Origin of the sequence: Sphingomonas sp. Leaf22, from assembly GCF_001421715.1 — a bacterium.
Taxonomy (GTDB): Bacteria; Pseudomonadota; Alphaproteobacteria; order Sphingomonadales; family Sphingomonadaceae; genus Sphingomonas.
Genome location: NZ_LMKP01000023.1, coordinates 139,345 through 163,258, shown reverse-complemented (window position 1 = coordinate 163,258; position 23,914 = coordinate 139,345). Strand labels below are relative to the sequence as shown.

The 23,914-nt window shown below is 66.9% G+C and carries 26 protein-coding genes; 5 read left to right on the top strand and 21 right to left on the bottom strand.

Annotated features, from left to right (window positions below; all coding sequences use genetic code 11):
* Nucleotides 1-76: 76 nt before the first annotated feature.
* From clpA to ASE70_RS19885, 3 genes are all read left to right on the top strand, one after another.
* On the top strand, nt 77-2,395 hold the full coding sequence (clpA, locus tag ASE70_RS11515) for an ATP-dependent Clp protease ATP-binding subunit ClpA (protein WP_056504877.1): 2,319 nt from the start codon (nt 77-79) through the stop codon (nt 2,393-2,395).
* 149 nt (nt 2,396-2,544) lie between these two features.
* Nucleotides 2,545-2,742 (top strand): PAS domain-containing protein, encoded by a 198-nt coding sequence (locus ASE70_RS11510; RefSeq protein ID WP_056394537.1) that lies wholly within the window; start codon nt 2,545-2,547, stop codon nt 2,740-2,742.
* Complete coding sequence (locus ASE70_RS19885) at nt 2,739-2,894, top strand: hypothetical protein (protein ID WP_156356186.1); 156 nt, start codon at nt 2,739-2,741, stop codon at nt 2,892-2,894. Before ASE70_RS11510 ends, ASE70_RS19885 begins: the two co-directional genes overlap by 4 nt.
* 41 nt (nt 2,895-2,935) lie before the next feature.
* On the opposite strand, the gene pal is transcribed toward ASE70_RS19885, so the two are convergent.
* From pal to ASE70_RS11440, 14 genes are all read right to left on the bottom strand, one after another.
* On the bottom strand, nt 2,936-3,463 hold the full coding sequence (gene pal, locus ASE70_RS11505; RefSeq protein WP_056394534.1) for a peptidoglycan-associated lipoprotein Pal: 528 nt from the start codon (nt 3,461-3,463) through the stop codon (nt 2,936-2,938).
* Nucleotides 3,464-3,535: 72 nt separating this feature from the next.
* Nucleotides 3,536-4,858: a Tol-Pal system beta propeller repeat protein TolB gene (tolB, locus tag ASE70_RS11500; RefSeq protein WP_056504874.1), complete on the bottom strand. Its 1,323-nt coding sequence runs from the start codon at nt 4,856-4,858 to the stop codon at nt 3,536-3,538.
* A 13-nt stretch (nt 4,859-4,871) separates the two neighbouring features.
* Complete coding sequence (locus tag ASE70_RS11495; RefSeq protein ID WP_056504871.1) at nt 4,872-5,852, bottom strand: hypothetical protein; 981 nt, start codon at nt 5,850-5,852, stop codon at nt 4,872-4,874.
* 4 nt (nt 5,853-5,856) lie between these two features.
* Nucleotides 5,857-6,288 (bottom strand): protein TolR, encoded by a 432-nt coding sequence (gene tolR, locus ASE70_RS11490; RefSeq protein WP_056504868.1) that lies wholly within the window; start codon nt 6,286-6,288, stop codon nt 5,857-5,859.
* A gap of 3 nt (nt 6,289-6,291) precedes the next feature.
* On the bottom strand, nt 6,292-6,981 hold the full coding sequence (gene tolQ, locus ASE70_RS11485; RefSeq protein WP_443024873.1) for a protein TolQ: 690 nt from the start codon (nt 6,979-6,981) through the stop codon (nt 6,292-6,294).
* Nucleotides 6,981-7,439 (bottom strand): YbgC/FadM family acyl-CoA thioesterase, encoded by a 459-nt coding sequence (locus ASE70_RS11480; protein WP_056504859.1) that lies wholly within the window; start codon nt 7,437-7,439, stop codon nt 6,981-6,983. Before ASE70_RS11480 ends, tolQ begins: the two co-directional genes overlap by 1 nt.
* Nucleotides 7,440-7,520: 81 nt before the next feature.
* Complete coding sequence (locus tag ASE70_RS11475) at nt 7,521-7,859, bottom strand: hypothetical protein (protein ID WP_056394517.1); 339 nt, start codon at nt 7,857-7,859, stop codon at nt 7,521-7,523.
* Nucleotides 7,859-8,878 carry a Holliday junction branch migration DNA helicase RuvB gene (gene ruvB / locus ASE70_RS11470; RefSeq protein ID WP_056394513.1) on the bottom strand — a complete coding sequence of 340 codons (1,020 nt, stop codon included), beginning with the start codon at nt 8,876-8,878 and terminating at the stop codon, nt 7,859-7,861. The genes ASE70_RS11475 and ruvB overlap by 1 nt, the downstream gene beginning before the upstream one ends.
* 168 nt (nt 8,879-9,046) lie before the next feature.
* The gene (ruvA, locus tag ASE70_RS11465; RefSeq protein WP_056394509.1) at nt 9,047-9,649 is read right to left on the bottom strand and encodes a Holliday junction branch migration protein RuvA; all 603 of its coding nucleotides are present in this window, start codon (nt 9,647-9,649) and stop codon (nt 9,047-9,049) included.
* Nucleotides 9,650-9,768: 119 nt separating this feature from the next.
* A complete protein-coding gene (gene ruvC, locus ASE70_RS11460) occupies nt 9,769-10,278 on the bottom strand; it encodes a crossover junction endodeoxyribonuclease RuvC (protein ID WP_056394506.1) in 510 nt (169 codons plus the stop codon).
* A 145-nt stretch (nt 10,279-10,423) separates the two neighbouring features.
* On the bottom strand, nt 10,424-11,167 hold the full coding sequence (locus tag ASE70_RS11455; RefSeq protein ID WP_055996177.1) for a YebC/PmpR family DNA-binding transcriptional regulator: 744 nt from the start codon (nt 11,165-11,167) through the stop codon (nt 10,424-10,426).
* Between the two features lie 29 nt (nt 11,168-11,196).
* On the bottom strand, nt 11,197-11,730 hold the full coding sequence (locus tag ASE70_RS11450; RefSeq protein ID WP_056394503.1) for a DUF1003 domain-containing protein: 534 nt from the start codon (nt 11,728-11,730) through the stop codon (nt 11,197-11,199).
* A gap of 23 nt (nt 11,731-11,753) precedes the next feature.
* The gene (locus tag ASE70_RS11445) at nt 11,754-11,990 is read right to left on the bottom strand and encodes a DUF2312 domain-containing protein (RefSeq protein ID WP_055997244.1); all 237 of its coding nucleotides are present in this window, start codon (nt 11,988-11,990) and stop codon (nt 11,754-11,756) included.
* Nucleotides 11,991-12,051: 61 nt separating this feature from the next.
* Complete coding sequence (locus ASE70_RS11440) at nt 12,052-12,426, bottom strand: DUF1244 domain-containing protein (protein WP_056504856.1); 375 nt, start codon at nt 12,424-12,426, stop codon at nt 12,052-12,054.
* A 72-nt stretch (nt 12,427-12,498) separates the two neighbouring features.
* On the opposite strand from ASE70_RS11440, the gene pyk reads away from it, so the two are divergent.
* Nucleotides 12,499-13,965: a pyruvate kinase gene (gene pyk, locus ASE70_RS11435; protein ID WP_056504853.1), complete on the top strand. Its 1,467-nt coding sequence runs from the start codon at nt 12,499-12,501 to the stop codon at nt 13,963-13,965.
* A gap of 131 nt (nt 13,966-14,096) precedes the next feature.
* Here the strand turns inward: pyk and ASE70_RS11430 are convergent, their stop codons facing one another.
* The 4 genes from ASE70_RS11430 to ASE70_RS11415 form a co-directional block, all read right to left on the bottom strand.
* Nucleotides 14,097-14,882, bottom strand: a complete 786-nt coding sequence (locus ASE70_RS11430; protein ID WP_056504850.1) for a transglutaminase family protein — start codon at nt 14,880-14,882, stop codon at nt 14,097-14,099.
* The gene (locus ASE70_RS11425) at nt 14,882-15,814 is read right to left on the bottom strand and encodes an alpha-E domain-containing protein (protein WP_200909456.1); all 933 of its coding nucleotides are present in this window, start codon (nt 15,812-15,814) and stop codon (nt 14,882-14,884) included. The genes ASE70_RS11430 and ASE70_RS11425 overlap by 1 nt, the downstream gene beginning before the upstream one ends.
* A gap of 7 nt (nt 15,815-15,821) precedes the next feature.
* Complete coding sequence (locus tag ASE70_RS11420) at nt 15,822-17,303, bottom strand: circularly permuted type 2 ATP-grasp protein (protein WP_056394488.1); 1,482 nt, start codon at nt 17,301-17,303, stop codon at nt 15,822-15,824.
* Nucleotides 17,304-17,380: 77 nt separating this feature from the next.
* Nucleotides 17,381-19,411 (bottom strand): protein-disulfide reductase DsbD family protein, encoded by a 2,031-nt coding sequence (locus ASE70_RS11415; protein ID WP_056504847.1) that lies wholly within the window; start codon nt 19,409-19,411, stop codon nt 17,381-17,383.
* A 52-nt stretch (nt 19,412-19,463) separates the two neighbouring features.
* Here ASE70_RS11415 and ASE70_RS11410 point away from each other — a divergent pair, with 52 nt between their 5' ends.
* Nucleotides 19,464-21,125 (top strand): alkaline phosphatase family protein, encoded by a 1,662-nt coding sequence (locus ASE70_RS11410; protein ID WP_056504844.1) that lies wholly within the window; start codon nt 19,464-19,466, stop codon nt 21,123-21,125.
* Between the two features lie 54 nt (nt 21,126-21,179).
* Here ASE70_RS11410 and ASE70_RS11405 read toward each other — a convergent pair whose 3' ends face one another.
* The 3 genes from ASE70_RS11405 to ASE70_RS11395 all read right to left on the bottom strand — a co-directional run bounded on the left by ASE70_RS11405 (nt 21,180) and on the right by ASE70_RS11395 (nt 23,792).
* On the bottom strand, nt 21,180-22,400 hold the full coding sequence (locus tag ASE70_RS11405; RefSeq protein WP_056504841.1) for a hypothetical protein: 1,221 nt from the start codon (nt 22,398-22,400) through the stop codon (nt 21,180-21,182).
* Nucleotides 22,401-22,474: 74 nt separating this feature from the next.
* A complete protein-coding gene (locus ASE70_RS11400; RefSeq protein WP_056504839.1) occupies nt 22,475-23,416 on the bottom strand; it encodes a right-handed parallel beta-helix repeat-containing protein in 942 nt (313 codons plus the stop codon).
* 97 nt (nt 23,417-23,513) lie between these two features.
* Nucleotides 23,514-23,792: an integration host factor subunit beta gene (locus ASE70_RS11395; protein WP_056394473.1), complete on the bottom strand. Its 279-nt coding sequence runs from the start codon at nt 23,790-23,792 to the stop codon at nt 23,514-23,516.
* Between the last annotated feature and the right edge of the window lie 122 nt (nt 23,793-23,914).

Here is a 23,914-nt window from a genome sequence, read left to right as displayed (position 1 = left end):
TACCGACATGGTGGAAGACCCGGGACGCCGGGACGCAGGGCCGGCGCGTTCCCGCCGGCCGACCGGAGTGAATTGAATGCCATCCTTCGCATCCGCATTGGAATCCACGCTGCACAAGGCGCTCGAGGCCGCATCCTCGCGCCGGCACGAATATGCGACGCTCGAACATCTGCTCTTCGCGCTGACCGACGATCCGGACGCGGCGAAGGTGATGACCGGCTGCGGCGTCGAACTCGACGAACTGCGCACCACCGTCGCGCATTATCTCGACACCGAACTCGACACGTTCAAACTGGACGCCGCGACCGATCCGTCGCCGACCAGCAGTTTCCAGCGCGTCGTCCAGCGCGCCATCCTGCACGTCCAGTCGTCGGGCCGCGACGAAGTGACCGGCGCCAATGTGCTGGTCGCGATGTTCAGCGAGCGCGAAACCTACGCCGTCTATTTCCTGCAGCAGCAGGACATGAGCCGGCTCGACGCGGTCAGCTTCATCAGCCACGGCGTCGGCAAGGGCGGATCGACCGCAACCGAAACTCCTAGCCCCAAGGGTGCCGAGGAAAAGGAAACGCCGAAGGTGGCCGACAAGGGCAAGGGCGAAAGCGCGCTCAAGCAGTTCTGCGTCGACCTGAACGAAAAGGCGAAGATCGGCAAGGTCGACCCGCTGATCGGTCGGTCGGCCGAGGTCGATCGGACGGTGCAGATTCTGTGCCGCCGGTCGAAAAACAACCCGCTGTATGTCGGTGATCCCGGCGTCGGCAAGACCGCGATCGCGGAAGGGCTGGCGCGCAAGATCGTCGAGGGCGACGTGCCAGAGGTACTGTTGCCCGCCGTCATCTATTCGCTCGACATGGGCGCGTTGCTGGCCGGTACCCGCTATCGCGGCGACTTCGAGGAACGGCTGAAGCAGGTCGTGACCGAGCTGGAAAAGCTGCCGCACGCGGTGCTGTTCATCGACGAAATCCATACCGTCATCGGCGCCGGTGCCACCAGCGGCGGGGCGATGGACGCGTCGAACCTGCTGAAGCCCGCACTGTCGGGCGGGCAAATCCGCTGTATCGGCTCGACCACCTACAAGGAGTTCCGGAACCACTTCGAAAAGGATCGCGCACTGCTGCGCCGGTTCCAGAAGATCGACGTGAACGAACCGACGGTCGAGGATACGATCAAGATCCTGACCGGCTTGCGCACCGCGTTCGAGGAGCATCACAAGGTCAAGTACACCCCCGATTCGATCAAGTCGGCGGTGGAACTCTCGGCGCGCTACATCAACGACCGCAAGCTGCCCGACAAGGCGATCGACGTGATCGACGAAGTCGGCGCGATGCAGATGCTGGTGCCGGCCCCCAAGCGCAAGAAGACCATCACCTCGAAGGAGATCGAGGCGGTCATCGCGACGATGGCGCGTATCCCGCCGAAAACGGTTTCGACCGACGATACGCGCGCGCTCGCCAATCTCGAACTCGACCTGAAACGGGTGGTGTTCGGACAGGACGATGCGATCAAGGCGTTGTCCTCGGCGATCAAGCTGTCGCGCGCGGGTCTGCGCGATCCCGACAAGCCGATCGGCAACTATCTGTTCACCGGCCCCACCGGCGTCGGCAAGACCGAGGTCGCGCGGCAATTGTCGGAAATCATGGGCATTCCGCTCCAGCGGTTCGACATGTCCGAATATATGGAGCGCCATTCGGTCAGCCGGCTGATCGGTGCCCCGCCGGGCTATGTCGGTTACGATCAGGGCGGCCTGCTGACCGACGCGATCGACCAACAGCCGCATTGCGTGCTGCTGCTCGACGAGATCGAGAAGGCGCATCCCGACCTGTTCAACATCCTGTTGCAGGTGATGGACAACGGCAAGCTGACCGACCACCACGGCAAGACCGTCGATTTCCGCAACGTCATCCTGATCATGACGACCAATGCGGGCGCGTCGGACATGGCCAAGGAATCGATCGGCTTCGGCCAGATCGATCGCGAGGACGTGCAGGAAGAGGCGGTGCGCAAGCTGTTCACGCCGGAATTCCGCAACCGGCTCGATGCGATCGTGCCGTTCGGTTACCTGCCGCCGGAAGTCGTCGCGCGGGTGGTGGACAAGTTCATCCTCCAGCTCGAACTGCAGCTAGCCGATCGCAGCGTCCATATCCGCCTCGACGAAGCGGCCAAGACGTGGCTGACCGAAAAGGGCTATGACAAGCTGTACGGCGCACGTCCGATGGGCCGGTTGATCCAGGACAAGATCAAGCAGCCGCTGGCCGAGGAACTGCTGTTCGGCAAGCTGGTCCATGGCGGCGAGGTCGGCGTGACGCTCAAAGACAACGCGCTGGCATTCGAAATAACGCCAGCCGCTCCCAAGAAGCCGCGCAAGGGCGGCAAGGCCAAGGCTCCAGCCGAAGCATAACTCTGTTGTCCCGCCGCCAGTCCCGACTGGCGGCGGGCAAATCTTACGCATTCTATCGTAGAGCTCTGGTACGGATCGACAACGAAACGTCTGGCCGATCGAGTGGACCGCTCGACCGGCCTGCCTGTTACTCCGTACGGAACAGCATCGTGTCCGCAACCGTCGCGAAACTCATCGAAGGGGTCGGTCAGGCCGACGCGATGATCGCGCTCTACGACCCGGCCGGACTGATCCTGTTCGCCAATCCCGCGTTCCGGCGCGCCTTCTTTCTCGGACCGGACGAGCGGATCGACTGGGTGTCGATGATGCGTCGCAATCATGCCCATCGGCGCGGTCCGATCGAGTGATCGCGACGCAGCCGGACTTCCGGATCGATTTTTCCGCCGGCATGACCATGGTCCGCGCCGACGATAGCGTGTCGACCGTCTATACCCGCACCGACCACGCGCTCTACACCGCAAAGGCGGAGGGGCGCGGCCGGCTGAAGGTGGCGGGTTGATCCCCTGCCCGATCGTCATTCGACCGGGCAGGGGCAATCGCTTACTGAAGCACGACCGTCACCGCGCGACGGTTCTGCGCCCATGCACCTTCGTCCGATCCGAGCGCCAGCGGGCGTTCCTTGCCATAGCTGATCGTGGTGATGCGCGACGGCGAAATGCCGCGCGTCGCCAGATAGCTGGACGCCGCATTGGCCCGGCGATCGCCAAGCGCGAGATTGTATTCGCGGGTGCCGCGTTCGTCGCAATGCCCCTCGATCGTCACGCGCACATTGGGATAGCGCGCCAGCCACTGGGCCTGGCTGTCGAGCACGGCGCGGGCCGATGCGTCGATATCATATTGGTCGAGACCGAAATTGACCGTGTCGCTCGCCACCGACTGCTGGAAATCGGCGCGCGATCCCGGCACGACGCCGTTGGTGCCCGTACCCGTCCCGGTGTTGCCGGTACCGGCGTTCGGATCGACCGTCTGGCCCGGTGCCGGCGGCAGCACCTCGGGTCGCTTCTTGGCGCAGCCGGCGGTCGCCAGCAGCGCCGCGCCGACGATCAGCGTGGTCGAAAACTTGGTCATCAAAACCTCCCTTGGTCGTATCGCACCCGCTACAATGCCCCTGTACCGGAATTGCCCCTGTTGGTGAAAGCCTTAGGACCGGATCGGGCCCCAGCTCGGGTCGGACCCGTCAAGCGCGGTCGGAATCCGGCGGATGTTCGATCCGGTCAGGTCGACCGACCAGATCTGCGTCTTGCCCGACCCCTGTGCGCTGCGGAAGAACGTCAGCACGCGGCCATTGGGCGACCAGCTCGGCCCTTCGTCGCCCCACGCGTCGCTCAGCAGTTTCTCGCCACCACCCGAAGGCGACATGATGCCGATGCGGAACGATCCACCACCCTGCCGGGTAAAGGCGATCAGGTCGCCACGTGGGCTCCAGACCGGCGTCGCATAGCGTCCGCCGCCAAAGCTGATCCGCTGCTGGTTCGATCCGTCGGCGTTCATGACGTAGAGTTGCTGCGTGCCCGAGCGGTCGCTTTCGAACACGATCTTCGACCCGTCGGGCGAATAGCTGCCGCCGGTGTCGATGCCGGGCGCATTGGTCAGCCGCTGCGGACTGCCGCCCGCTGCCGGCACCCGGTAGATATCGGTATTGCCCGCCTGCGCCATCGAAAACAGGACATAGCGGCCATCGGGCGAGAAGCGCGGCGCGAAGGTCAGCGACGCATTCTGCACCAGCAGCCGCTGCCGCCCGGTACCGAGATCGAGGATGTAGATCGCCGGCCGGTCGTTGACATAGCTCATATACACGATCGACTGCTGGCCCGGCGCGAAACGCGGGGTCAGCACGATCGACTGGCCGTTGGTCAGGAAGCGGTGGTTGGCCCCGTCCTGATCCATGATCGCCAGCCGCTTGATCCGTTTGCCCTTCGGCCCGGTTTCGCTGACATAGACGATGCGGCTGTCGAAATAGGGGCCTTCGCCCGACAGGCGGGTATAGACGGCATCGGCGCATTTATGCGCGGCGCGACGCCATTCGGCCGGCGGTACGTTGAACCCCTGCCGCGTCAGTTCGGTGCGGCCGAACGTGTCGTAGAGATAGCAGCCGATCGTCAGCGTGCCGTTCGCCTCGGCACGGACATAGCCCTGCACCAGTGCCTGTGCGCCGCTCCATACCGCATAATCGGGCGACTGGACCTGTGCCATGGCGACGGCGGGAAGCCCGGCGGGGCCGGCGGGCTTGAACAGGCCCGAATTGCGCAGGTCGCCCGCGACGATCTCCGCCAGTTGCCGCCCGAGCGCATCGGTCGACCCGGCAGGGGTCGAGGCGATCTGCGGCGTCGGCATCACTGGCACCGCGATCGGCAGCGGTTCGGAGATACCGCCTTCGATATCCACCTCGACCTGCGCGAATGCGGCGGGCGCGGCCAGCACGCTGGCGAGTGCCGCACCAAGAGCCAGGGTCAGTTTCCGCATAAATCCTCTCCGGTCAGCCGGGCAGTTTGTAGTTGATGATGATATCCTTCCAGCCGCCCTCGTACAGGTCCGCCGGAAGTTCATAGGGGGCACACTGGATCAGCGCGGCGATGGCCAGTTCGGACACGCGCTGCGCATAGCGTTCATTCTCGCCATCAACCCCGGTCTGTCCGCGCAACTGCGGACGCGCGGCAAGCGTGCCGTCGGCGCGCATCTGCAAGCGGATCTTCGATCGGATCTGGTTCGCGCCGGGGCCGGGATTGGGAATCTTGTTGGCGCAAGGCTGCACCTGCCGCTGGATCGCGCTGGCAAGACCGGCGACCGACTGCGCAGTGACGGCCGTACCGCGCGGTGCCTCCGCCTTGCCCGGCTTGGGCGTGTCGGCAATGCCCTTCAGGAAATTGTCGCCCAGACGCCCGCCACGCGGCCGGGGGGCGGTCGCCTGCGCATTGGTCCCCTGCCCCTTGGTCGCCGCGGGTTTGGCCGGGGCAGGTTTTGCCGGAGCTTTCGCCGCCGGTGCGGGCCGTGCCGGTGCCGGCGCAGGACGCTGCGCCGGCTTGGCCGGGGCAGGCTTCGGCTCCGGCTTCGGCGCGGGGGCGGGTTTTGGCGCAGGCTTGGGGACCGGTTTCGGCACCGGTTTGGGAGCCGGAACCGGCTTCGGCGCGGGCTTTGGTTCGGGGCGCGGTGCCGGCTGCGGACGCGGTGCCGGTGCGGGCGGCGCGGGTGCGGGCTCCGGGGCCGGTTCCTCTACCGCCTCGGGCGGGGCGGCATCTTCCGGCGGTCCGGTGTCGGGAGCCTGACTGACGGCCGGGGCGTCGGTCTGGGCAGGGGCGCTTTGTTCGGCGGCGACGTCCTCCGCAAAGCTGACGTCCATCGGCTCGTTCTTCAACTTCACCGGGTTCGGCGTGGCGAGAAAACCGACCGACAGCAGGCCGAACAGGACGGCATGTCCCGCAACCGCTACGCCAAGCCCGATCTTCTCCGCCTTCTGCATCGCGTTACTGCGCCACGCTGATCAGCGACACCCGGTTCAGCCCCGCGCGGTTCAGTTCGCCGAGCACGCCGTTGACCCGGCCGTAATCGAGCGTGCGGTCGGCGCGCAGCATCACCTGTCGCGGTTCGGTCGCCCCGGCACCCGCCGCCGCGATCTTTTCCAGTTCGCCGGGCAGATTGTCGGCCGACACCTCGGCATCGTCGATAAAGGTCCGGCCATCGGCATCGATCGACAGCGTCACCGGCTGCTGCGTCTGTTCGACCGCCTTCGCGCGGCTGTCGGGCAGGTTCACCGGCACGCCCGCGGTCATCAGCGGCGCGGTGACCATGAAGATGATGAGCAGCACCAGCATCACGTCGACCAGCGGCGTGACGTTGATCTCCGCCATCGGCGCACGACGCCCTTTTCCCTTTGCCGACGGCAGGTTGACGCCCATCGCTCAGACCCCTTCGAGCTGGCGCGACAGCGTGGCGTGGAACGCGTCGGCAAAGCGGTTCAGCCGCGACTCGATCCGGTTCACGCCGTGGCTGAAGCGGTTATAGGCGATGACGGCGGGGATGGCGGCGAACAGGCCGATCGCGGTGGCGAACAACGCCTCGGCGATACCCGGCGCGACGACGGCCAGTGACGTATTCTGTTCGGAGGCGATCGCGGTGAACGACCGCATGATGCCCCACACCGTGCCGAACAGCCCGACGAACGGCGCGACCGCCCCGATCGTCGCCAGCACGTTCAGCCGGTCGGCCAGCGTCTCGCTCTCGTCCGCCACGCTCGACGCCATGGCGGTGGCGAGCCGTTCGCGGGTGCCGTCGCGGTCGATCTGCTTCGATGCGGTCGAGCGCCGCCATTCGCGCACCCCCGATGAAAAGACGCGGGCGATGGCGGTGTCGCGCGTCCCCTGCAACCGGTGGAACGCGTCGATATCCTCGGCCTGTTCGAAATCGGTTTCGAACCGGTCGATATCGCGGCGCACTTTCCGCGCGCGGACGAGGAAGCCGATGATGATCGCCCAGGTCCAGATGCTGGCGGCCAGCAGCCCCAGCATCACCGCCTTCACCACCCAGTCCGCGGCGAGGAAGAGCGCGACGGGCGACATGGTCGCGGCGTCGGTGTTCACGAGTACGTCCATCATGCCCCTTTTTTAGTTGCGACCAGCCGCTGGAAGGTATCGACCCACGCGGCCGGTTGACGACGCGGACGCCCGTTCGGGGCCACGAACGCAACCTCGACCCGGGCCGACGCCAGTAAGAGTGTGTCGCGGATGACTGTCTGATGAATATCGACCGCCGCCGCGCGTACGCGCTCGACGGTGCTGACCACGACCAGCGCATCGTTCAGTCGCGCGGGGGCCCGCCAGTCGAGCTGCATCGACCGGACGGCATAGGCCCCCTCGCCCGTTTCGTGCGCGGCACGCTGGTCGATGCCGGCGATCATCAGCATGTCGCTGCGCGCGCGTTCGAAATACCGAAGATAATTCGCGTGATAGACGACGCCCGACAGGTCGGTGTCCTCGAAATAGATACGGACGGGAAAGCGATGCGTACCGCCCGTGAAGCGGCCGCCGGCCGGCAGGACGGGGTCGGTCATTTGTCCGCTTTAACCATTGCGGCCGGACGGGGAAAGGGGTGACCGGATGAACCCGACGCTATGGCAGCACGACGGAACCGATCAGTCCGCCCGAATAACGGTGACGTTGCCAAAACCGGCAGAGCGGATCAGTTGGAGAACGACCCCGATCTGACGCGGCGATGCCATGGCACCGCCGCGGACCGACAGCGTCACCGGCCGGTCACGGTCGGGCAACGCACGAAGCGCCGCGACGAAGGCGGTTGCCGCGTCCGGCAGGACGAAGTTCGTGTCGGCGATGGTCGCCGAACAACTCGCGTCCGCCGCGAAGGTGACGTCGATCACCAGCGCGTCCGCCGCGGCGGCAACCCGCCCGGCCTGTCGCGGACCGATCGCCGCCGATGTCAGCAAATTGCCGCGATGCTTGCCGTTGCGTTCCATCAATCGAACAACCCATCCTGCACGCCCGCCGGCGGTTCGAAGCCGAGATGCTTCCATCCGCCGGCGTTCAGACAGCGCCCGCGCGCGGTGCGGGCGACCATGCCGATCTGGATCAGATAGGGTTCGATCACTTCCTCGATCGTGTCGCGCGGCTCCGACAGGCCGGCCGCCAGCGTCTCCACGCCGACCGGACCGCCGCGATACACATCGGCGATCATCGTCAGATAGCGGCGATCCATCGCGTCGAGCCCCTTCGCGTCGACCTCCAGCCGGTTGAGCGCGGCATCGGCGGTACGCGCATCGACGGTCTCGACCCCCGCGACATTGGCGAAGTCGCGGACCCGGCGCAGCAGGCGACCGGCGATCCGGGGCGTACCCCGCGCCCGGCGGGCGACCTCGGTCGCGCCGTCCTTCGCGATGCCGAGCCCCAGCAACCCGGCCGCGCGGACGACGACGCGGGTCAATTCGTCGACGGTGTAGAATTGCAGGCGGACCGGGATGCCGAACCGGTCGCGCAAGGGGGTGGTCAGCAACCCCTGCCGCGTGGTCGCCCCCACCAGCGTGAAGCGTGGCAGGTCGATGCGGACGCTGCGGGCCGACGGCCCCTCGCCGATCATCAGGTCGAGCGCACGGTCCTCCATCGCCGGATACAGCACTTCCTCGACCGCCGGATTGAGGCGATGGATCTCGTCGATGAACAGGACGTCGCCGTCCTCCAGATTGGTGAGCAGCGCGGCAAGGTCGCCCGACTTGGCGATGACCGGGCCGGAGGTGGCGCGAAAGCCGACGCCCATTTCGCGCGCGACGATCTGCGCCAGCGTGGTCTTGCCGAGGCCGGGCGGCCCGAAGAACAGCACATGGTCGAGCACGTCGCCCCGCCCGCGCGCGGCATCGATGAACACGCGCAGATTCTCGCGCGCCGCCTGCTGCCCGACGAATTCGTCGAGCGCCTTGGGGCGCAGGGCTGCGTCGACATCCTCGGGACGGCGAAGGGGGGTGGTCATGCGGTCGTCGGTCACCCGTGTTCCCTAGCTGTTCGCGTGCCGCATTTAAAGCTCCTCCCCGGCACGGGAAGGGAGACCAGCGAAGCATGGTGGAGGGGGCTTACCGCCAGCGCGACCGGTCCGCATGAGGACAACCCCCTACACCAGCTTCGCTGGTCCCCCTCCCCCGTGCCGGGGAGGATTTTAGGTGCGGGACGCCTTGCGCAGCGCCAGCCGCACCATCGCGTCGAGACTGGCACCAGCCCCCAGTTCCTCCGCCGCCTTGCCGACCGCCGTCGCCGCTTCGGCCGGACGGAAACCGAGGTTGAGCAACGCCGACACCGCGTCACCCTCGACCCCGTCACCGCCCGCCGCAGGTGCCACCACGCCCGGACCGATGGCGATGCCGCCGACCTTGTCCTTCAACTCCATCGCGATGCGCTGCGCCAGCTTCGGCCCGACGCCATTGGCGCGAGCGATGCTCGCCTTGTCGCCGCGCGCGATCGCGGTGCGGACTTCCTCGGGTGCCAGCGTCGACAGGATGCCCAGCGCGACGCGCGCGCCGACGCCTTGCACCCCGGTCAGCAGCCGGAACCAGTCGCGCTCGTCGGCGCTCGCGAAGCCGACCAGCCGGATGAAATCCTCGGCGACCAGCATCTCGGTATGGATCGTCACGCTGCCGCCGACCGGCCCCAGCGCCTGCAACGTCCGCGACGACGCGCCGACCAGATAACCGACGCCGTTCACGTCGATCACCGCGTGGTCGATACCGGAAACGGACAGCGTGCCTTTGAGATGGGCGATCATGCGGGATTTCTCTCAATACGCCGTATCCCCGCGCAGGCGGGGATCCAGGGCAACAATTGACGCCGGTTCTGTGTGGCTCTGGATCCCCCGTCTGCACAGGGATACGGGCGCGGCGAGGGTCACGCCCCGATCCCCGTCGACCGCCTTGCCCTTGCCTGCGCGCTGGCAAGGTGGTGCGCATGGGTGATCGCCACCGCCAGCGCGTCGGCGGCGTCGGGACCCGACAGCTTCACGCCGGGCAGCAAATGGCCGACCATCGCCTGGATCTGCTTCTTGTCCGCGCCGCCGGTGCCGACCACCGCCTTCTTGACGATGCTCGGATGATATTCGCCAATCGGAAGCCCGGCGGTCGAAGCGGACAGCAGCACGACGCCGCGCGCCTGCCCCAGCTTCAGCGTCGATTGCGCGTTGCTGTTGCCCAGCACCTCTTCGACTGCCGCGCCATCGGGGCGTTCGGTGCGGATCACCTCGCCCAGCGCACCGAACAGCAGCGCAAGGCGGCGGGGAAGCTGCATCGACGGGTCGGTGCGGATCTGGCCGTTGGCGATGTGCGACAGGCGGTTGCCATCGGCGCGGATGATGCCCCAGCCGGTGGTGCCGAGACCGGGGTCGAGACCGAGGATCAGCATGAAAAACTCCTCCCCGCCTGCGGGGAGGGGGACCGCCGCGAAGCGGTGGTGTAGGGGGATGGCCACCCAGCGCAGCGTCTGCGGAAGCCCCCCTCCACCAGCTTTGCTGGTCCCCCTCCCCGCGCAGCGGGGAGGAATCGCGTGGTCAACCCAGCTTCTCCATGACCTCGTCGGATACTTCGTAATTGCCCCATACGGTCTGGACGTCGTCGTCGTCGTCGAGCGCGTCGAGCAGCTTGAACAGCGTCGCCGCATCGTCCTCGCCGACCGCGACCATCGTCTGCGGCCGCCATGCGAGCTTGGCACCTTCCGCCTCGCCCAGCACCGGTTCCAGCGCCTTGGCGACTTCGTGCAGGTCGCCCACGGCCGTCCAGATTTCGTGGCCGTCCTCGCTCGACGTCACGTCCTCGGCCCCGGCTTCCAGTGCGGCTTCGAACACCTTTTCGGCGTCGCCGGCCTTGGCCGGATAGTTGATCAGGCCGACCCGGTCGAAGCCGTGGCTGACCGAACCGGCGGTGCCGAGGTTGCCGCCATTCTTCGACACGGCGGTCCGCACATTGGTCGCGGTGCGGTTCCGGTTGTCGGACAACGCCTCGATAATCAGCGAAACACCGGCCGGGCCGAAGCCTTCATAGCGGATTTCCTCGTAATTTTCGAGATCGCCCTTCGACGCCTTGTCGACCGCGCGCTGGATATTGTCCTTGGGCATCGACTGCGCCTTGGCGGCGTTGATCGCCGCGCGCAGGCGCGGGTTCATGTCGGGATCGGGCAGGCCCATCTTCGCCGCGACGGTGATTTCGCGGCTGAGCTTGCTGAACATGCCCGACCGCTTCTTATCCTGCGCACCCTTGCGGTGCATGATATTCTTGAATTTGCTATGGCCTGCCATCGGTGCCTCTTTATGTTCTGTGTCCGCTCTTAGGCGGACGGCGCGGTTCGCGCCAGCGCGTCGATCTTCGCCTCCAGCGCCGCCAGCCGGTCGATCACGTCGACGTCCAGCTTGGCATGCAGCGCGAGGATGTCGATCTCGGCGCGCAGGTTGGTTTCATAGTCGAGCCGCGCCGCCAGCCGGTCCTTTTCCGACTGCCGGTTCTGGCTCATCATGATGACCGGTGCCTGGATCGCGGCCAGCGTCGACAGCATCAGGTTCAGGAAGATGTAGGGGTACGGATCGAACGCCAGCCCGAAATGCGACAGCACGTCGGAATTGAGCAGCATCCACCCGAGCAGCACCGCTGTGAAGGCGATGATGAACCCCCACGACCCGCCGACCGCCGCCACCCGGTCCGCCAGCCGGTCGCCGACCGTCGAGCGCAGGTCCGATTCGTCGGCCGCATCGCGCGAGATCGGCGCGCCGCGCTCGATCGCGGACAGGACATGGGCTTCCTCCTCGCCATGCGGATCGCCATGCCCCTTGAGCAGGCGCGTCGCGAAGTGAAAGACGCTGGCCATGTCGCTGCCCCCTTGTCCGGCGTTCAGATACCGAGTGCCTGCTTGTAGGTTTCGAGCAGCATGTCCGCTTCGTCGCGGTGATGCTTTTCCATCCGGCGCAGGCTGATGATCTTGCGCATCGTCTTCACGTCGAACCCGGTCGACTTGGCTTCGCCATAGACATCCTTGATGTCGTCGCTGATGCCCTTCTTTTCTTCTTCCAGCCGTTCGATACGTTCGATCAGCAGGCGGAGCTGTTCCGCCGAAACATTGTCGGTCATGCGGTCCTCGAATTTCACGCGAATAGGGAACGGGCGCGCCTAGCCGATCCGTGCCCGGGCCTCAACCGATCAGCTTGGGTTCGGTCATCGCCGGCGGATCGCTGGCCGGGAAACTGTCCTCCAGCGCCTCGTCGAGCGCGGCGTCGGTCCGGTTCTGCGCGACGCTTTCCTCCATCTTCGCGATCTGCTCCGGCGTGGCGGGAAGCTGGTGAGTCGCTTTCCACCGGGCATAGGGCATGCCGTACACCGCCTCGCGTCCTTCCTCCTTCGACACGCCCGCCGCTTCGCCCAGCCAGTCGCCAAGGCAGTTGCGGCAGAAACCGGCCAGTCCCATCAGGTCGACATTCTGCGCGTCGGTGCGATGTTGCAGGTGACGCACCAGACGGCGGAATGCCGCGGCCTGTGCCTGTTCGCTCATTGAATCGATTGTTGCCATGACATTGGCCTCCAAGGTTGATCGTTTGTGAATAAGGGCTAGAGGCAGGCGCGCAACGCCCGGAGAGTGATTATGACCAAGGCCATTAGCCCCCGTTCGCGCAAGGTTCGCGTTCTCGCCACGCTCGGTCCCGCCAGCAACACGCCGGAAATGATCGCGAAATTGTATGAAGCCGGTGCCGATGCCTTCCGGGTGAACATGAGCCATGGCGACCAGCAGTCGAAGATCGCGGTGATCGAGGCGATTCGCGGACTGGAGCGCCAATATGGCCGCCCGACCACGATCCTCGCCGATCTTCAGGGACCCAAGCTGCGCGTCGGCCGCTTCGCGGAGGGCAAGGTGATGCTGGAAACCGGGCAGCGTTTCACGCTCGACCGGTCGAACGAGCCCGGCGATGCGACCCGCGTCGAATTGCCGCATCAGGAAATCTTTGCCGCGATCGCTCCCGATGCCCGCCTGCTGCTGGATGACGGCAAGCTGGTGCTGCGCGTGCTCGACCATGACGATCAGAAGATCGTGACCGAGGTCGTGGTCGGCGGCGCGCTGTCCAATTCGAAGGGGCTGAACGTCCCCGACGTGGTGCTGCCGATGGCGGCGCTGACGCCCAAGGATATTTCCGACCTGCACTTCGCCGTCGAACAGGGCGTCGACTGGATCGCGCTGTCGTTCGTGCAGCGACCGGAGGATCTGGCCGAGGCGCGCAAGCTGATCCAGGGCAAGGCCGCGCTGCTCGCCAAGATCGAGAAACCGTCGGCGGTCGCGCGGCTGGAGGAAATCGTGGAGCAGTGCGACGGCGTGATGGTCGCGCGCGGCGATCTGGGCGTCGAACTGCCGCCGCAGTCGGTGCCGCCGCTGCAAAAGCGCATCGTCGAGACCGCCCGTCGCCTCGGCCGCCCGGTGGTCGTCGCGACGCAGATGCTCGAATCGATGATTACCTCGCCCTCGCCGACCCGCGCGGAAGTGTCCGACGTCGCCACCGCCGTCTATGACGGTGCCGACGCGATCATGCTGTCGGCAGAAAGTGCCGCGGGCAGCTGGCCGGTCGAATCGGTCACCATGATGAACGACATCTCGCACGCCGTCGAACGCGACCCGGCGCATGGCGACCGCGTCCACTTCACCGTGCTGCGTCCCGATCCGACCACCGCCGACGCGCTGGCCGAAGCCGCCAAGAACATCGCGGCGACGGTCGATGCGAAGGCGATCCTGTGCTTCACCAAATCGGGATCGACCGCGCGCCGGATCGCGCGCGAGCGTCCGGCGGTGCCGATCATGGTGCTGACCCCGCAGATCGATACGGCGCGCCGGCTGGGGCTGTTGTGGGGTGTCCACGCGGTCCATACGCGCGACGTCGCGTCGTTCGAGGAAATGGTGGCAAAGGCCAAGCGCATGGTGCTGCGCCACAATATCGCGGGTGCCGGCGACCGCGTCGTCGTCTGCGCAGGCGTGCCGTTCGGGACGCCGGGGTCGACCAACGTGCTGCACGTCGTGCAAATCGTCGGCGACGAATTGAAGAACTACAAGAAAGACGAGGCGTAACGCCCTAGCTCCTCCCCGGCACGGGGAGGGGGACCAGCGAAGCTGGTGGAGGGGGATCTCAGCGCACGAACCGCTCGTGAAGCGCCCCCTCCGCCATCGCCTTTCGCGACGCCCCCCTGCCGCGGCGGAGTCTAGGCTTCCTCTACCCGCACATCGACGTCGAGCACTTCCTCGCCCGCGCCCATCCGCACGCCCGCAATCGGCGCGGCCGCAGCGGCGTCGAGCGCCACCGCGACGCGGATGTGGTCGAGGCCCGACCGGCCACCCACCGCCGGGTCGAACGCATACCAGCCATTCGCGACGAACGCCTCCGCCCAGGCATGCGGGGCGGCGGTACGGCGCGCGTCATCGCCTGACAGGCTGTACCCCGACACATAGCGCGCCGGAACGCCCTGCGCGCGGGCAGCGGCGACGAAGATCTGCGCCATGTCGCGCGGCGACAGCCGGTCGTCCGCCGTCGCGTCGAGCGCGCTGCGAATCGTCGGCGTGGGTCGCCGGTCGAGCGGCCAGCGCGCGTGGATCGCCGCCGCCAGCGCCGTCATCGCCGCCAGATCATTGCCCATCGCCAGCGCGGCGATCGCATCGTCGGCGATCGTCAGCGGCGTCGTCCGCAGGAACAGATCGGGTGGAAACGGTTCGTCGGTGCCCTCGATCGGCCCCTCGCTCTCGCTCAACAGCGCTTCGCCGGTGACGATCAGGTTCAGCGTCTCGACCGGCCCCTCGGCATACAACATGCGCGTCCGGTTGCCGTAGCCGTCGATGCTCTCGCGCAGCCGCGCGTCGCAGTCGACGTCGATCCGCCAGTTCACCACCGTCTGCTGACTGGTATCGCCGGGAAACAGGCGCAGCAGCTGGACGACGCGCGCCTGCGGCTCGCTGAAGCGATACTGCGTTTCGTGTTGGACCGACAGCCGCATCAGATGAAGCGGAACTGGCGGGCGATCGCGGCGTCGAGCATCGCATTCTCCCGGATGAAAGCGGTCAGATATTCGTGGAGGCCGTTGACGATGACCTCATGCGCGCGGGTCTTCTGCATCCGCGCCAGCCGGGCACGCGCCATGCGATCGGCCTCACCCTGAAAGCCGGTGCGCTTGCCGAGCATGTTGAGCATCTCGACCGTTTCATCGACGCACGCCGCCAGACTGCGCGGCACCTCGCCCCGCGACAGCAGCAGCTCGATGACGCTCGCCGGCTTCAACCCGTCGCTGTAGAGCCAGCGATAGGCGGTGACCGCCGATACGGTCTGCAGGATCGTCGTCCATTGATCGCGGTCGATCGCACCGCCGATCCGCTCCCCCTCGGGCAGCAGCAGGTGATATTTGACGTCGATCAGCCGCGCGGTGTTATCCGCCCGCTCGATCGCCGCGCCCAGCTGGACGAACCACGTCGCCTCGTTCTTCATCATGCGCTGTACCGCGCCTTCGAAGCCCCGCGCCTCGGCCTTGATCGCCTCGACCAGATCGAGAATGTCCTCGCCCTCCTCGCCCCGCGGCGCGTTGAAGACGATCCATGCGCGATTGATCGCGGTCCATGCGTCGCGGGTCAGCGCGGTGCGCACCGCCTTCGCATTGTTGCGCGCGGCGTCGAGGCACCACAGGATCGACCCCGGATGGCTGCGGTCATGGGTCAGGAACTGCGCGACCGTCGCCTGCCCCACCGGCTGGTCCGTCGCGGCGAAACTGTCCTCGGTATAGCTGACCGCCAGCGCGCTGGCCCATGCCGCATCGCCCGCCGGGCGCGACGACAGTGCGTCGAGCCGCACCGTCGCCTCGACCAGCCGGGCGAGGAAATCGGCGCGTTCGACATAGCGGCCCAGCCAGTAGAGCGAGGCGGCCGTGCGGGAAAGCATCGCCATGTCAGCGTCCCCCCTGCGACTGGGTCATGCCGCCCATCGTCTGCGACTGCATGGGCGGATCGTCCATCAGCACGAAACTGTCCTTGGTCCCGCCGCCCTGGCTCGAATTGACGACCAGCGACCCTTCCTTCAGCGCGACGCGGGTCAGGCCGCCCGGTACGACCTGTATCTTGTCGGCACCGGTCAGCACGAACGGACGGAAATCGACATGGCGGGGTGCCAGCCCCGTATCGGTCAGCGTCGGCACCGTCGACAGCGCCAGCGTCGGCTGCGCGATGTAGCGTTGCGGCTCGGCGATCAGCGCGCGGCGGAAATCCTCGATCTCCGCTTTCGACGCGGTCGGCCCGACCAGCATGCCATAGCCGCCGGAGCCATCGACCAGTTTCACCACCACTTCGTCCAGATGATCGAGGACATATTTCAGCGCGTCGGGCTCACGGCAGCGCCACGTCTCGACATTGGGGAGCAGCGGCTCGCTCTCCGCATAGAATTTCACGATCTCGGGCATGTAGCTGTAGATCGCCTTGTCATCGGCAATGCCGTTGCCCGGCGCGTTGACCAGCGCGACGTTGCCCGCGCGATAGGCGGCGATCAGCCCCGGTACGCCCAACAGCGAATCGGGGCGGAACACGACGGGGTCGATGAAGTCGTCGTCGATCCGGCGATAGATCACGTCGACCCGGACCCGGCCGGCAATGGTCTGCATCCACACCACATCGCCGTCGACGACCAGATCGGCGGGCTCGACCAGTTCGATTCCCATCGAATCGGCGAGGAAACTATGTTCGTAATAGGCCGAATTGAAATGCCCCGGCGTCAGCACGACGCAATTGGGATGCGCACCGGCACCCGGCGGTGCGACCGATCGCATCGTTTCGAGCAGCAGGTCTGGATAGCTGTCGACCGCCGCCACCCGGAAATTGCGGAACAGTTCGGGGCACAGCCGGATCATCGCCTCGCGATTCTCCAGCATGTACGACACACCCGACGGCGTACGGGCATTATCCTCCAACACGAAGAATTCGTCCGGCCCGGTCCGCACCAGATCGATGCCGCAAATATGCGCCCACACGCCGTGCGGCGGCCGGATGCCGGCGATTTCAGGACGGAATTGTGCGTTGCCGAAGATCAGGTCGGCGGGCAGCACGCCTGCTTTCAGGATACGGCGTTCGCCATAGATATCGTCGAGGAATGCGTTGATCGCCTGCGTCCGCTGGATCAGCCCCTTGGACAGGCGGGTCCACTCGTCGGCCTTGAACACGCGCGGCACGATGTCGAACGGGATGATCCGCTCCGCCGCCTCGCTCTCGCCATAGACGGCAAAGGTGATGCCGAGCTGGCGGAAGGTCGCCTCGGCCGATTGCAGGCGTCGTTTCAACTCGTGCGGCGGCACCTCGCGCATCCACCGCGCCAGTGCCGCAAGGTCGGTGCGCGGATTGTCCGGCCCACCATGTCCCCAGATCTCGTCGAATGCCTGCCCCATTCGTCCCCCAACGCCGCCTGCCGATAATTTCTCCCTATGCTGCGTTGCGAAGCGCGCGCTGGCAAGCGCGTTCGGGGTCAGGCGACGAGATCGGTGAGCGTCGCCGGCGTAAGTACCTGCGGCAGAACCCGGGCATCGCGGCTGCCCGGCGCATAATATAGATAGAGCGGCACCCCGGCGCGGTTATGCGCCTCGATGAAACGGCCCAGCACCGGGTCGCCATCGGTCCAGTCGCCGACCAGCACCTTCACCCCGCCCTTGCCGAACGCATCGGCGACCGCCCGAGTCTCGATCGCGGCACGTTCGTTGACCTTGCACGTCAGGCACCAGTCGGCGGTGAAATAGGCGAAGACCGGCTTGCCCTCGGCCCGCAGCGCCGCCAACCGCGCCTCGCTGAACGGTTCGGCCCCGGCGATGCCGGTCGGTGCGGCACCGGCGGGCGGCGCGCGGTCGACCAGCATGGCCGAACCGATCGCCAGCACCAGCGCCGCCAGCCCCGGCCACCATGGCCGATCGCGCCCGCGCAACTGCCGCCGGCCGGTCCACCACAGACCGAGCGCCGCCACCAGCAGCGCGGCCAGTCCCGTCGCCATGCCGTCGACGCCCGCCTGGCGCCCCAATATCCATGCCAGCGCCAGCGCGGTCAGGAACATCGGCACCGACAGGCATTTGCGGAACACATCCATCCATGCCCCCGGTCGCGGCAGGCGACGGCGCAGCGCGGGCACGAAGCCCAGCAGCAGGAACGGCAGCGCCAGCCCGAAGCCCAGCCCGGCGAACACCGCCATCGCCGCGACCGGCGGCAGGACCAGTGCCGATCCCAGCGCCGCGCCCATGAACGGCCCGGTACACGGCGTCGCGACGAACGCGGCCAGCGCGCCGGTCGCGAACGCCCCGCCCCGCCCGCTGCGCGCGCCCACCTGCGGCGTCGGCAGTTCGAACAGCCCGGCAAGGTTCAGCGCGATGCCGCCGGTCAGCACCAGCAACAGCAGCACGACCCGCGGATCGGTCAGCTGAAACGCCCAGCCCGCCGCCACGCCCGCCGCGCGGATCGCCAGCAGCGCACCGCCGAGCAGCAGGCACATCGCCACCGCACCGGCGGTGTACGCCACCCCCTCCGCGCGCGCATGGGCCGCCGACTCGCCCGATCGGGCAAGGCTCAACGCCTTCAGGCTCAGGATCGGAAAGACGCACGGCATGATGTTGAGCAGCAACCCACCCAGCAGCGCCCCGGCAAACGCGATCAGCGCGGCGCGGACCGGTGCCGGTTCGGCGGGCGCGGCGACGACTCCCGGTGTCGCGCGAATCGCGAACCCCTGACCTTGTCCGGTCGCCAGCACGCCTTCGAGGACCGCCGGACGCCCGGTGCCTTTCGTCGTGACGACGATCGCGTCGCCGTCGCGCCGGATCGTCTGTGGCGCGTCATACTCGACGGCATTCTCGGTCAGCGGAAAGAAATAGGCGTTGCCGATCGCGACATCGGCCGGAAACGGCACGCGCAACCGCAGCTGCTCGCCGGGCTGGAACACGGCCGGCGATCCGATCGGTCTGGGCAGGGCACGCCGCCAGCCATCGAACGCCGCGCGCCGTGCCGGATCGATCGCACCATCGCCGACGGTCAGATCGGCGGTCAGCACCGCCTTTTCCGGCACGCAGATTTCGCGCGTGCAGACCAGATAATCGATCGCCAGCCGGATCGGCAGCCTCGTACCGACGGCCAGTCCCGCCGGCACCCGCAACTCGGTAAGCAACGTCCAGGGGCGTTCATAGACATAGTTCATGATGCCCGCGACGGTCAGCCGTTCGGGCACCGGATAGCGGAGGTCGCCGACGCTCGCACCGGCCGGCAACGTCCAGTCGAGCCGGGGCTGGGTCCCCACCGCACCCGGATTCTGCCAATAGCCGTGCCAGCCGGCATCGGGCACCGACACCAGCGCGATCGCGACGCGCGATCCGGCAGCGGGCGCGTCGCTTTCGGCGACGATCCGCATCTGCACGTGCCGCTGCCCCGGAACCTGCGCCGCCGCCGGCCCGCTACCCAGCAACAGCGCCAGCAGCCCGGTGAGCAACAAGGCGATTCGACCCGATACTATTCTTGCTGCTGTCATGGTCGGGGAGTAGCGGAGTTCGAGGACGGATGCACCGTCCGCGGAGTACCCGATGCGCCTCGTTTCCCTTGCCGCGCTGTTGCTGGCAACCGCTACCCCCGCGCTGGCGCAGACCGCCGCGCCCGCCGCCGCCGATCCGGCCCCGCCGACCTATCCGGCGACCCCGCCCCGGCTGATCGTCGCGATCTCGGTCGATCAATTCTCGGCCGATCTGTTCGCCGAATATCGCGGTCGCTTCACCGGCGGTTTCGCCCGGTTGATGCAGGGGGTGGTATTCCCGTCGGGATATCAGAGCCATGCCGCGACCGAGACCTGTCCCGGCCATTCGACGATCCTCACCGGATCGCGTCCGTCGCGCACCGGCATCATCGCCAACGACTGGATCGACCAGCGCAGCAACACCCGTCCGGGGTTCAAGGTCTATTGCGCGGAAGACGAACGCGTCTCCGGGTCGACCTTCGACAACTATACGGTGTCCGACGCCCACCTGATGGTGCCGACGCTCGGCGAACGGATGAAGGCCGCCGATCCCCGCACCCGTGTCGTGTCGGTCGCGGGCAAGGACCGCGCGGCGGTGATGATGGGCGGCCACAAGGTCGACGAACTCTGGTGGTTCGGCAAGGACGGCTTCGTCAGCTATGCCGGCCGGGCAATGCCGCCGGTCGTGGCCCGAGCCAACGCCGCCGTCGCCACGCGGATCGCGACCGCGCAGCCGGCGATGACGCTACCCACCTTCTGCCAGCCGCTGGCACGCGCGGTACGGGTCGGTGACAAGACCATCGGCACCGGCCGGTTCGAACGCGCGGCGGGCGATATCGCCAATTTCCGGCGGTCGCCCGAATATGACGCGGCGGTACTCGCACTTGCCGCCGGCCTGATCCAGGACATGAAACTGGGTCAGGGTCCGCAGACCGACATCATCTCGATCGGCGCGTCGGCCACCGACTATGTCGGCCATGGCTATGGCACCGAGGGCAGCGAGATGTGCCTGCAACTGACCTCGCTCGACCAGAGCCTCGGCGAATTCTTCCGCGTGCTCGACGCGACCGGCGTCGATTATCAGGTCGTGCTGACCGCCGATCATGGCGGCAGCGATGCTAGCGAACGGCTGGCGCACCATGCCGTACCCGACGCGGTGCGCCTCGACGGCGACTTGACCGTCGACCGCATCGGCAAGGCGATCGGCGATAAGCTGAAGATCGCCGGTCCGGTGCTGTTCGGCGGCGTCAATGGCGATGTCTGGTACGACATCAAACTGACGGCGGCGCAGAAGGTCGCGGTCGAACGCGAAGCGATCGCGATGTTCTCCGCCCATCCGCAGACGCAGGCGGTGTTCACCCGCGCGCAGATCCTCGCGACGACGGTGCCGAACACGCCGCCCGAAACATGGTCGCTGATCGAACGGGCGCGCGCATCCTATTATCCGGCGCGCTCGGGCGATCTGCTGGTCGCGATGAAGCCGCGCGTGCTGACCGTCCCGCATCCGGTCGCCGGCACCTCCGTCGCCACGCATGGCAGCTTCTGGGACTATGACCGCCGCGTGCCGATCCTGTTCTGGCGAAAGGGTCAGGGCGGGTTCGAGGAGCCGTTCGGCGTCGAAACCGTCGACATCCTGCCGACGCTGGCCGCGACGATCCGCCTGCCGGTACCCAAAAACGAGATCGACGGCCGCTGCCTCGACCTCGATCCGGGCGAAGGAACGACCTGCCGGTAATCGGCCGGCATCGGAGGACCATCCGTCGGGGACGATACCCGACGGATGCTTCGATCAGGGCAGCGTCACCGACGCCGTCGCTGCCGACGACGGATCGAGCCGGTCCTGCAACGACTGGACGATCGCCGCCGCCGTCCGCTGTACCCGGCCGTCGAACGCCTTGCGGCCATTGACGACCACCCGCACCCGCTGGTCGAGATTCAGCAACCGGTCGGACAGGCGGACGACGGTTCCGGTCGGGACGCTGCCGGTCAGGGTGATCGTCTGTCCCTTTGCCACGGCCTCGATCCGATCACCCGCCTTCGCCGCCGCCGCATTCGGAATGCGAAGCCAGTAGAAGCGGTCGTGCGTGACATCGTCCTGCACCCACACGATCCGGTTCGGCCACGGATTGCGGGTGAACTGCGCCATCCACGGCAGCGCCTCCGCATCTTTCCGCTTCATCCAGTGCGGCAGTCCCGGATAGATGCGCGTCATCGACACATAACCGCCCGGATCGGCGGCATGGAGCCGTTCCAGCTCCGCCCCGCGCTCGGCGGCGATCCGGTTGCGATCATAGGCGCTGTCCGCCCCACCCATGAAGATCGCGAACGGCAGGTTGCGGAGCGACGCGACCCCCGCCTCGTTCGGATGCCCCGCCATCATCGCCGCTGCCGCGAAGCGATCGGCCATGCGCGGTGCCAGCTGCCACACGCCATCGCCCCCCGCCGAATAGCCCATCAGATAGACGCGATCGGGATCGACTCCGTTGATCGCGACCTGCGCATCGATCAGTTGCTGGAACAGCGGGTCGATCTGCGGCTCATGCCACAAATTCCACGTATCGGTCGGCGCTCGCGGCGCGAGATAGATGCCCTCCGCCGGTTGATACAGGCCGATCTGGTTGCGCCACTGCTGATCGTTGACCGCCGGTGGCGCGTTGCCACCGCCGTGCATCGATATCCACAGGCTGCGCTTGCCGAACGGCGCGTTGCCGAACGCGTTACTTTCCCAGCGCAGCGTCCGCTCACCAATCCTGATCGCCTTCGCCTCGACCGCTGCCTTGGCCGAAGCGGTCACTTCCCGCGTCCGGGCCGCCGCGATCAGGTCGATCGCCGTCTCCGCTTCGTGCCGGGACAGCGGCCGCTGCAGCGCGGGCGCGTCCGCGCTCCGCTTGCCCGCACCGGTGAGCCAGTCGGACAGCGCGTTCAACGACTGGGCCGGCGGCGATTCGTCGGAAGCCGCGACCGGTGCGGTGACGAAGAGCAACGGAGCGAGCAGAAAATGTATACGCATGCGCCATGCCTACCGGCTATCGGACCGAAGTCGAGGCGAAAGCATCGTCGACCGTGCCCAGACGGTGCCGGCCGTCACCGCCGTTCGAACGTGTGCACCCCCGGTCCCAGGCGGTTCACGCCGACCGCGACGCCGTCGCCGGTATAGTCGGCGACGAACGCCGGGCTCTTCGTCATCCCCGGGGCCAGTCGCGCGTCATTCCCCTCGACGCGCAGGCCATTGGCCGGAAATGTCCGCTTTTCCGCTCCCACGACGATGAAGCCGGTCCAATTCTCCTTCGCCTTGCCCTGTACGAAGGTGTTGCGCGCGATCAGCCCGGTCGCCCCTTCGGGCAGGTCGATCATATAGTTGGTCTTGGAGCCGCGGCTGTCGTCGAAGCTCGAATCGATGATATCGATGCGCGGCGCACGGATCTTGACATAATGGCCGCCGGTGCCGCGTTCGAAGCGCGATCGCCGGATCGTGATCGAGCCGTTGTTGCTCAGATAGACCGAATGCGAACAATCGACCGTCTCGTCGCACTGTCCCAGTCCGGCAAAGGTCGAGCGGTCGATCGTGATGCGCTGCTGTCCCTCTGGATTGCCGCCGAGTATTCCTTCCTGACTGTCGAGGAAGGTCGAGTTGGTGACCGTCAGGTCGCCGATCTCGGTCCGGATGCCTGCACCATTGCCATCGGGCACGCGGATGCCGCGAAAGATGATGCCGTCGATTGTCGACCGCCGCCCACGCAGGACGAACGTCGCCTTCCCCTCGCACGCGCCGCCGTCGAAGATCACGGTGCCCGGCACGCGCGCGCGATAGGTGATGTCGCCGCCGGTCTGGACGGTGCAGTCGCGATAGGTGCCCGGCGCGATCAGGATCGTCGCCGTGTCGTCGCGCACCGCCGTCACCGCGGCATCGATCGTCGGATAGCCGACCCCGGTCTGCTCGATCACGAACGGCGCGGCGCGCTCCTGCGCCGGCAGCGACGCAGCGGCAAGCAGCAGGATCAGGGGCGATACGATAGGAGCGTTCATCGGTTGGGCCTCGACAATATCGGCCCCGACATGCGCCGCCGCGGCGGTAGACGGAAGTGCTAAATCAGCACTGTCGCCATCCCGCCGCAACCCGCGATCAGACGTTCAGCCGCGCGCGCATTTCCTTGCCGGGCTTGAAATAGGGCACGCGTTTCGCATCGACTTCGACGGCTTCGCCGGTGCGCGGATTGCGGCCGGTGCGGGCATCGCGGGCACGGGTCGAAAAGGCACCGAAGCCGCGCAGTTCGACGCGCCCGCCGGCATGCAGCCGTTCGGTGATGGTGTCGAAAAAGATCGAGACGATCCGCTCCACATCGCGCAGTGGCAGTGTCGGATTATCCTGCGCAACCTTTTGAACCAGTTCGGATCGGATCATCTTTTCCTCGGCAATCCAGATATCTACGCCAAAATTATATCGGCTGGGCAGCGCACGCCTAACCTGAATTTATTTGCCGCCACAATCCGCCTTTCGAATGAACGAAAAACGGGGCGCTCCGC

Coding starts and splice junctions, on each gene's coding strand:
- clpA (WP_056504877.1), top strand. CDS start 77: ATGCCATCCTTCGCATCCGCATTGGAATCCACGCTGCACAAGGCGCTC.
- pal (WP_056394534.1), bottom strand. CDS start 3,463: ATGACCAAGTTTTCGACCACGCTGATCGTCGGCGCGGCGCTGCTGGCG.
- tolB (WP_056504874.1), bottom strand. CDS start 4,858: ATGCGGAAACTGACCCTGGCTCTTGGTGCGGCACTCGCCAGCGTGCTG.
- ASE70_RS11495 (WP_056504871.1), bottom strand. CDS start 5,852: ATGCAGAAGGCGGAGAAGATCGGGCTTGGCGTAGCGGTTGCGGGACAT.
- tolR (WP_056504868.1), bottom strand. CDS start 6,288: ATGGGCGTCAACCTGCCGTCGGCAAAGGGAAAAGGGCGTCGTGCGCCG.
- tolQ (WP_443024873.1), bottom strand. CDS start 6,981: ATGGACGTACTCGTGAACACCGACGCCGCGACCATGTCGCCCGTCGCG.
- ASE70_RS11480 (WP_056504859.1), bottom strand. CDS start 7,439: ATGACCGACCCCGTCCTGCCGGCCGGCGGCCGCTTCACGGGCGGTACG.
- ASE70_RS11475 (WP_056394517.1), bottom strand. CDS start 7,859: ATGGAACGCAACGGCAAGCATCGCGGCAATTTGCTGACATCGGCGGCG.
- ruvA (WP_056394509.1), bottom strand. CDS start 9,649: ATGATCGCCCATCTCAAAGGCACGCTGTCCGTTTCCGGTATCGACCAC.
- ruvC (WP_056394506.1), bottom strand. CDS start 10,278: ATGCTGATCCTCGGTCTCGACCCCGGTCTCGGCACCACCGGCTGGGGC.
- ASE70_RS11455 (WP_055996177.1), bottom strand. CDS start 11,167: ATGGCAGGCCATAGCAAATTCAAGAATATCATGCACCGCAAGGGTGCG.
- ASE70_RS11450 (WP_056394503.1), bottom strand. CDS start 11,730: ATGGCCAGCGTCTTTCACTTCGCGACGCGCCTGCTCAAGGGGCATGGC.
- ASE70_RS11445 (WP_055997244.1), bottom strand. CDS start 11,990: ATGACCGACAATGTTTCGGCGGAACAGCTCCGCCTGCTGATCGAACGT.
- ASE70_RS11440 (WP_056504856.1), bottom strand. CDS start 12,426: ATGGCAACAATCGATTCAATGAGCGAACAGGCACAGGCCGCGGCATTC.
- pyk (WP_056504853.1), top strand. CDS start 12,499: ATGACCAAGGCCATTAGCCCCCGTTCGCGCAAGGTTCGCGTTCTCGCC.
- ASE70_RS11430 (WP_056504850.1), bottom strand. CDS start 14,882: ATGCGGCTGTCGGTCCAACACGAAACGCAGTATCGCTTCAGCGAGCCG.
- ASE70_RS11425 (WP_200909456.1), bottom strand. CDS start 15,814: ATGCTTTCCCGCACGGCCGCCTCGCTCTACTGGCTGGGCCGCTATGTC.
- ASE70_RS11420 (WP_056394488.1), bottom strand. CDS start 17,303: ATGGGGCAGGCATTCGACGAGATCTGGGGACATGGTGGGCCGGACAAT.
- ASE70_RS11415 (WP_056504847.1), bottom strand. CDS start 19,411: ATGACAGCAGCAAGAATAGTATCGGGTCGAATCGCCTTGTTGCTCACC.
- ASE70_RS11410 (WP_056504844.1), top strand. CDS start 19,464: ATGCGCCTCGTTTCCCTTGCCGCGCTGTTGCTGGCAACCGCTACCCCC.
- ASE70_RS11405 (WP_056504841.1), bottom strand. CDS start 22,400: ATGCGTATACATTTTCTGCTCGCTCCGTTGCTCTTCGTCACCGCACCG.
- ASE70_RS11400 (WP_056504839.1), bottom strand. CDS start 23,416: ATGAACGCTCCTATCGTATCGCCCCTGATCCTGCTGCTTGCCGCTGCG.
- ASE70_RS11395 (WP_056394473.1), bottom strand. CDS start 23,792: ATGATCCGATCCGAACTGGTTCAAAAGGTTGCGCAGGATAATCCGACA.